At 37.1% G+C, this 5,861-nt stretch carries 6 protein-coding genes; 2 read left to right on the top strand and 4 right to left on the bottom strand.

Features of this window, described 5'->3' with window-relative positions:
* The first annotated feature begins 593 nt into the window (after nucleotides 1-593).
* Entirely contained in the window at nucleotides 594-779 is a 186-nt protein-coding gene (locus ACIQ2X_RS13050) for a hypothetical protein (RefSeq protein WP_396179365.1), read from the top strand.
* A 172-nt stretch (nucleotides 780-951) separates the two neighbouring features.
* On the opposite strand, the gene lpdA is transcribed toward ACIQ2X_RS13050, so the two are convergent.
* The 3 genes from lpdA to ACIQ2X_RS13035 all read right to left on the bottom strand — a co-directional run bounded on the left by lpdA (nucleotide 952) and on the right by ACIQ2X_RS13035 (nucleotide 3,488).
* Nucleotides 952-2,355: a dihydrolipoyl dehydrogenase gene (lpdA, locus tag ACIQ2X_RS13045; protein ID WP_396179364.1), complete on the bottom strand. Its 1,404-nt coding sequence runs from the start codon at nucleotides 2,353-2,355 to the stop codon at nucleotides 952-954.
* A gap of 133 nt (nucleotides 2,356-2,488) precedes the next feature.
* Complete coding sequence (locus ACIQ2X_RS13040; RefSeq protein WP_396179363.1) at nucleotides 2,489-2,926, bottom strand: META domain-containing protein; 438 nt, start codon at nucleotides 2,924-2,926, stop codon at nucleotides 2,489-2,491.
* 109 nt (nucleotides 2,927-3,035) lie between these two features.
* Nucleotides 3,036-3,488: an Lrp/AsnC family transcriptional regulator gene (locus ACIQ2X_RS13035; RefSeq protein WP_396179362.1), complete on the bottom strand. Its 453-nt coding sequence runs from the start codon at nucleotides 3,486-3,488 to the stop codon at nucleotides 3,036-3,038.
* A gap of 201 nt (nucleotides 3,489-3,689) precedes the next feature.
* On the opposite strand from ACIQ2X_RS13035, the gene ACIQ2X_RS13030 reads away from it, so the two are divergent.
* A complete protein-coding gene (locus tag ACIQ2X_RS13030; RefSeq protein WP_396179361.1) occupies nucleotides 3,690-4,892 on the top strand; it encodes an aminotransferase class I/II-fold pyridoxal phosphate-dependent enzyme in 1,203 nt (400 codons plus the stop codon).
* A gap of 77 nt (nucleotides 4,893-4,969) precedes the next feature.
* Here the strand turns inward: ACIQ2X_RS13030 and ACIQ2X_RS13025 are convergent.
* Nucleotides 4,970-5,861, bottom strand: an 892-nt coding sequence (locus ACIQ2X_RS13025; RefSeq protein ID WP_396179360.1) for a murein L,D-transpeptidase, incomplete at its 5' end; no start/stop codon positions are given.

Genomic DNA, 5,861 nt, shown 5'->3' with positions numbered 1-5,861 from the left:
AGGGTTTCGTACACTTTTATTCATATATTACTCAAGTTCAATTAATTAAGCAATAGTAAAATTAAAATTCGGACTTAAAATATAATATTTATTTGATTATAAAAACGTTAAAAAAGTAGCTATTTATTAATAACAAAGTAGTACCAATTTTTAGTAATTATATATTATTTCAATAAAATTTTAGTAAATATTTATAGGATTAGTTTATGGCTTCTCGATGCTATTTTCAGCAATAAAACTTAGCATTTTTCTTTGCTGAAAATCACTCGAAGTGACGGAAGAAAGACCATTCGGATATAGCATACAAGATGGGTTCAATTGTTACTTCGAGTGATTTTGTTCACCTCGTTTTTTACAAGAAGAACAAAATTGTATCGAAAACCAGTAGTAAGCAAAATCAAAATGAATAGTAAAGTTTCAAACGAAATTAAATGGCATAATGTTTTGTATTGATTCAAAAAGTAGTAACCTTTTGCCTTTTATTTATTTGAAACGAAAAATGTACTCCCAACGTATCATCAACCAAAAACCAATTTTATGAAAATGCCTCTTACATTAGTGTACACCGCTTTAGTTTTCGTTGTCATTATTGCATGCAAACAGAGCCCAGTACCTTTACTTTACACATTTATCAAGACGAACGCATTGTGCAAGAAATGGTTGCCAATGAAAAGAGCATTGCCTTTTACCGACCCAATATTGGTTTGCAAATTTTAGACAGCTTGAAAACGGGTTGGTTCACGCTGGAAGGTATCCTTCCATCTATAATTTCAATCTGACCCCTACTTCTTATTGGATTTCTTGGCTATTTTGGATACAAAAAATGCAAACAAAATAAGGAATAAGAAGTCACGGAGCTTCAGTAAAGCAATGTAAAAACTAAAAAAAATCCAAACTCTGAACACTTAAGGTTTAGAATTTGGATTTTTAAATTTTATACGTTCAAAAGTGTTAAACGTGCAACGCTCTGTTATCCGTAGCAGCCAATGCCGCTTCTTTCATGGCTTCGGCAAAAGTAGGATGTGCATGACTCATGCGAGAAATATCTTCGGCAGAAGCCTTAAATTCCATTGCGGTAACGGCTTCTGCAATTAAATCGGCACAACGGGCTCCAATCATGTGAACGCCCAAAACCTCATCTGTTTTGGCGTCGGCTAAAATTTTGACAAAACCATCCAAATCTCCTCCGGCTCTCGCTCTTCCTAAAGCTTTGAACGGAAAACTTCCTGCTTTAAATGCAACGCCGGCTTCTTTTAATTGCTCTTCGGTTTTCCCGACAGCGGCAACTTCTGGCCAAGTGTACACAACACCTGGTATCAAATTGTAATCAATATGTGGTTTTTGACCTGCGATAATTTCGGCAACCATAACGCCTTCTTCTTCGGCTTTGTGTGCCAACATTGCGCCACGAACCACGTCGCCAATGGCATAAATATTTGAAACATTGGTTTGCAAATGATCGTTGACTTCCACCATACCTCTATCGGTGATTTTGACACCAGCTTTTTCGGCTTCTAATCCTGCGGTAAAGGGTTTTCTACCCACAGAAACCAACGCATAATCGCCTTCTAACGAAATGATTTCGCCTTTGGCATTTTCGGCTTTTACCGTAACTTCGTCTCCGTTTCGTTCCACCGATTGTACTTTGTGCGAAACGTAAAATTTCATGCCTTGTTTCTTCAACACTTTGGTCAATTCTTTAGACAATGAGCTGTCCATTCCCGGGATAATTCGGTCTAAGTATTCCACTACCGAAACTTGAGCACCCAATCGCAAGTAAACTTGACCCAACTCAATTCCGATTACGCCACCACCAATAACAATAAGGTGTTTGGGAACTTCAGGCAGCTTTAAAGCCTCGGTAGAAGTCATCACTCGTTCTTTGTCCAATTTAATAAAAGGTAAATTGGCAGGCTTGGAACCGGTTGCAATAATGATATTTTTTCCTTCAATGATTTCAGTTGAACCGTCGTTTTTAGTAATTTTCACGTGCGTGGCATCTTCAAAAGAACCCAAGCCTTCAAAAACGGTCACTTTGTTTTTGTCCATTAAAAATTTGACACCACCACTGGTTTGATCTACAACAGCTTGCTTTCTGTCGATCATCTTTTGCAAATTTACTTTTACATCACCTGAAATTTCAATTCCGTGATCGGCAAAATGTTTGATTTCGGCATAATGATGCGAAGAAGCCAACATGGCTTTCGATGGAATACATCCCACATTTAAGCACGTACCGCCTAGAGTAGGATATTTTTCGATAATTGCTGTTGTAAAACCCAATTGTGCACAACGGATGGCCGCTACATATCCGCCTGGACCTGAACCTATAATGACTACGTCAAATGAACTCATGATATATTTTTTTTGTGTGTTTAATACTCGTCTTGCAAAATTACAAATTCAATTTCAATTTTAATGGCAAATTCAAATTCAAAATTCAAATTCGAAAAATCTGAAGTATCCCATTCCACTTACCCTAAAAAATTTAATCCCAATCTTGGGCAATAAAAACCATTTTTTCGCCATCATCAGAAGTAAGTATTAGGGAATGGCCTTCTGCTTTGAAGTGCTTCATTTTCAAAATGTCTTTTAAAAAATCATCTTCGAGTTGCATGCTTTCTTGGCAATACATTTTTGTAGCAATACCCTGCGAAAACTCGATCGAGGTTCCCTCTTTTACCAAATACGAGAAAGACAATGCATTGCAACCCATTTTTGAAGAAGCACGTTCCGCATCGGTAAGGTTTAGAAACGCATTTTGAGCTACTAAAAATTCCTTTTTGTAGGCTTTAAATTCGACTAACATCCATACGCGATTGATATTTTGAGTTGTATTTTGAGTTGCATTTTGAGTTGTATTTTTTTTGCAGTTACATGATAATGTAAAAATGGCAATTAAGGTGAGAATTGAGAAATTTTTCATATTTATAAAAGTGATTTTTAATTGGTCATCCCGATAAATCGGGACAAGTTATGTAATTGCATCGCATTTCCGTTAGACTCATTCCACAAAAAGGTATCTTAATACGAGGTTAAACCTTAAAATTGGTTTCATTTTTCAATTCTCCAATCATAAAAACGCTGTGGGTGCTTCCAATGTGTTTTAAAGTAGTCAATTTGGTCAACATAAATTCGCGGTAGGCTTCCATGTCTTTGACGTAAATTTTGATAAAATAATCGTAATCGCCACTGACGTGAAAACATTCGAGAACTTCTTCTAATTTGACGACTTCTTTTTCAAATGTGGTCACGCTATCTACATGATGTTGCACCAATTTGATTTGGCAAATAACCATAAAACCTTTGTCGATTTTCTTTTTGTCCAAAAGTGCTACATATTTTGAAATCACACCCTCGCGCTCTAACTTCTTGATGCGTTCATAAACGGCTGTTACCGAAAGATTGAGTTTTAAAGACAATTCTTTGGTTGTTTTTTTGGCATCTTGTTGCAAATAAGTAACGAGTTTTTTATCAATTGCATCCATTGGAATTTGTAATTTGTTAGTTCTGTTGCGATTTTAATTAAAAATTATTGGATAAATCCCATAAATTGAAATAGAAATAATTTAATACACTACAAATCTATATAATTTTAGAATAAAAATCTAAATATAATGCTATATGTTGAAATTTTAAATATAATATGGCAACTTTGAACAAGTTTAAACTATTAAAACACCACAATAATGCACAACTTTAATCCCGCAGATAACATTCAAGATCTTCAATATTTTGGCGAATTTGGAGGCGTAAATCCTTCTATTTCAGACTCTTCCACCTATACCTTTTTGTCTGCCAAAACGATGTTTGACACCTTTGAAGGCAATGCCGAAGGTTGTTATTTATACTCCCGACATTCCTCTCCCAGTAATTTGTATTTAGACAAAGCCCTTGCCGCAATGGAAGGTACAGAAACTGCGAATGTTGCCGCTTCGGGAATGGGTGCCATCACTCCTACTCTTTTGCAATTGTGTGGAAATGGCGACCACATTGTTTCCAGCCGAACGATTTATGGCGGAACGTATGCTTTTTTGAAAAATTTTGCTCCACGTTTCGGCGTGAAAACCACTTTTGTAGACATTACAAAATTAGACGCAGTTGAAGCCGCCATCACTCCTACTACCAAAGTTTTGTACTGCGAAACGGTGAGTAATCCTCTTTTGGAAGTGGCTGATTTAGCAGGTCTATCAAAAATTGCAAAAAAGCACAATCTGAAGCTTGTAGTTGACAATACCTTTTCGCCCTTATCTGTCGCACCCGTTCAGTTTGGTGCTGATATTGTGATTCACAGTTTGACCAAATACATCAACGGAAGCAGTGATACCGTGGGTGGAGTGGTTTGTGCTTCGCAAGAATTTATCAATGACTTGAAAAATGTAAACTCAGGTGCGAGTATGCTTTTAGGACCTACAATGGACAGTTTACGTTCGGCAAGTGTGATGAAAAACTTGAGAACCTTGCATTTACGAATCAAGCAACACAGCTTTAACGCCCAATATCTCGCCGAAAAATTTGAAGGATTGGGATTAAAAACCGTTTATCCGGGTTTGAAAAGCCATCCTTCGCACGAATTGTATAAAGGGATGATTAATCCCGAATACGGTTTTGGCGGGATGCTGACCATCGATGCGGGAAGTTTAGATAAGGCGAACGAGTTGATGGAGTTGATGCAAAAACGCAACTTAGGATATTTAGCCGTGAGTTTGGGATTCTACAAAACCCTTTTTAGTGCTCCGGGAACGTCTACTTCGAGCGAAATTCCGATGGAAGAGCAAATTGAAATGGGTTTAACCGATGGACTAATTCGTTTTTCAATCGGTTTGGATAACGATATCAAACGTACTTTCGAAATGATGCACGAGTGCATGAAAGATCTTGCAATTGTATAATTTTTGATTATTAATTCAAAAGAAAAAGCCGTTTGAAGTGATTCAAACGGCTTTTTGTATAGTAGAAATCAGTTATTTTATTTTTGAGTGTAAAGCATTTTTGCCAATCGGTTGTCGCGTTTGTACACATCTTCGTAGAAGTTGACGTTTCCATCTGTATCGGCAGAAGCTGTAAAATAAGCGATGTACACCGGAATTTTTCGCTTTAAGGAAACATTCATTTCTGTTCCAGATTGCATCGCTGCATCAATTTTTGCAGCACTCATTTTATTTTGATCGTCCATAATGGCTATGGCCAAATCTCGGGCTTTTTCCACGCGAACACAACCGTGGCTGAACGCGCGACTTTCTTTATCGAACAAACTTTTGGCCGGTGTATCGTGCAAATAGATGTTGTTGGAGTTGGGAAACATGAACTTTACCAATCCAAGGGAGTTTGTTTTACCAGGTTTTTGACGTACGTTTCCGTTGTTCCATTCCATGTTTTTATCTTCTAAATAATTCGGATTTTTATCCATTCCGGGTTTGATTTCTTCTTCAATGATGCTTTGAGGAATGTTCCAATACGGCGAGAATACGATGTAACTCATTTGCCCGCTAAAAACTACGGTTTTATTGAGCTCTTTACCTACCACAATATTGGATTCTAAAACCGACTTTCCTTCCTTCAAATAATGGAGTTTATACGACGGTATATTGACCGAAATAAGCTCTTTCGAATTCATCACTTCGGGATCAATCCATCTGCAACGTTCCATATTGACGATAATTGTTTTGATGCGATCTTCCACAGGAATGCTTAATTCTTTAGCTAAAACCGCATTAATTTTGCCATCTGCTTTTCGGTTGTATCGGATTTCATATTTGGCCAAACCTGCTTTAAATTCAGAATCGAATACCTTGCTTCCCGAATCGCTTTTTAAATCGCCTGTCAAAAAAAGGCGCTTCCGAATTTGTGCAATCGCCATT

Source organism: Flavobacterium sp. (assembly GCF_044368625.1).
GTDB lineage: Bacteria > Bacteroidota > Bacteroidia > Flavobacteriales > Flavobacteriaceae > Flavobacterium.
The sequence above is the reverse complement of the archived record's forward strand: the minus strand, read 5'-3'. Positions and strand labels throughout refer to the sequence as shown.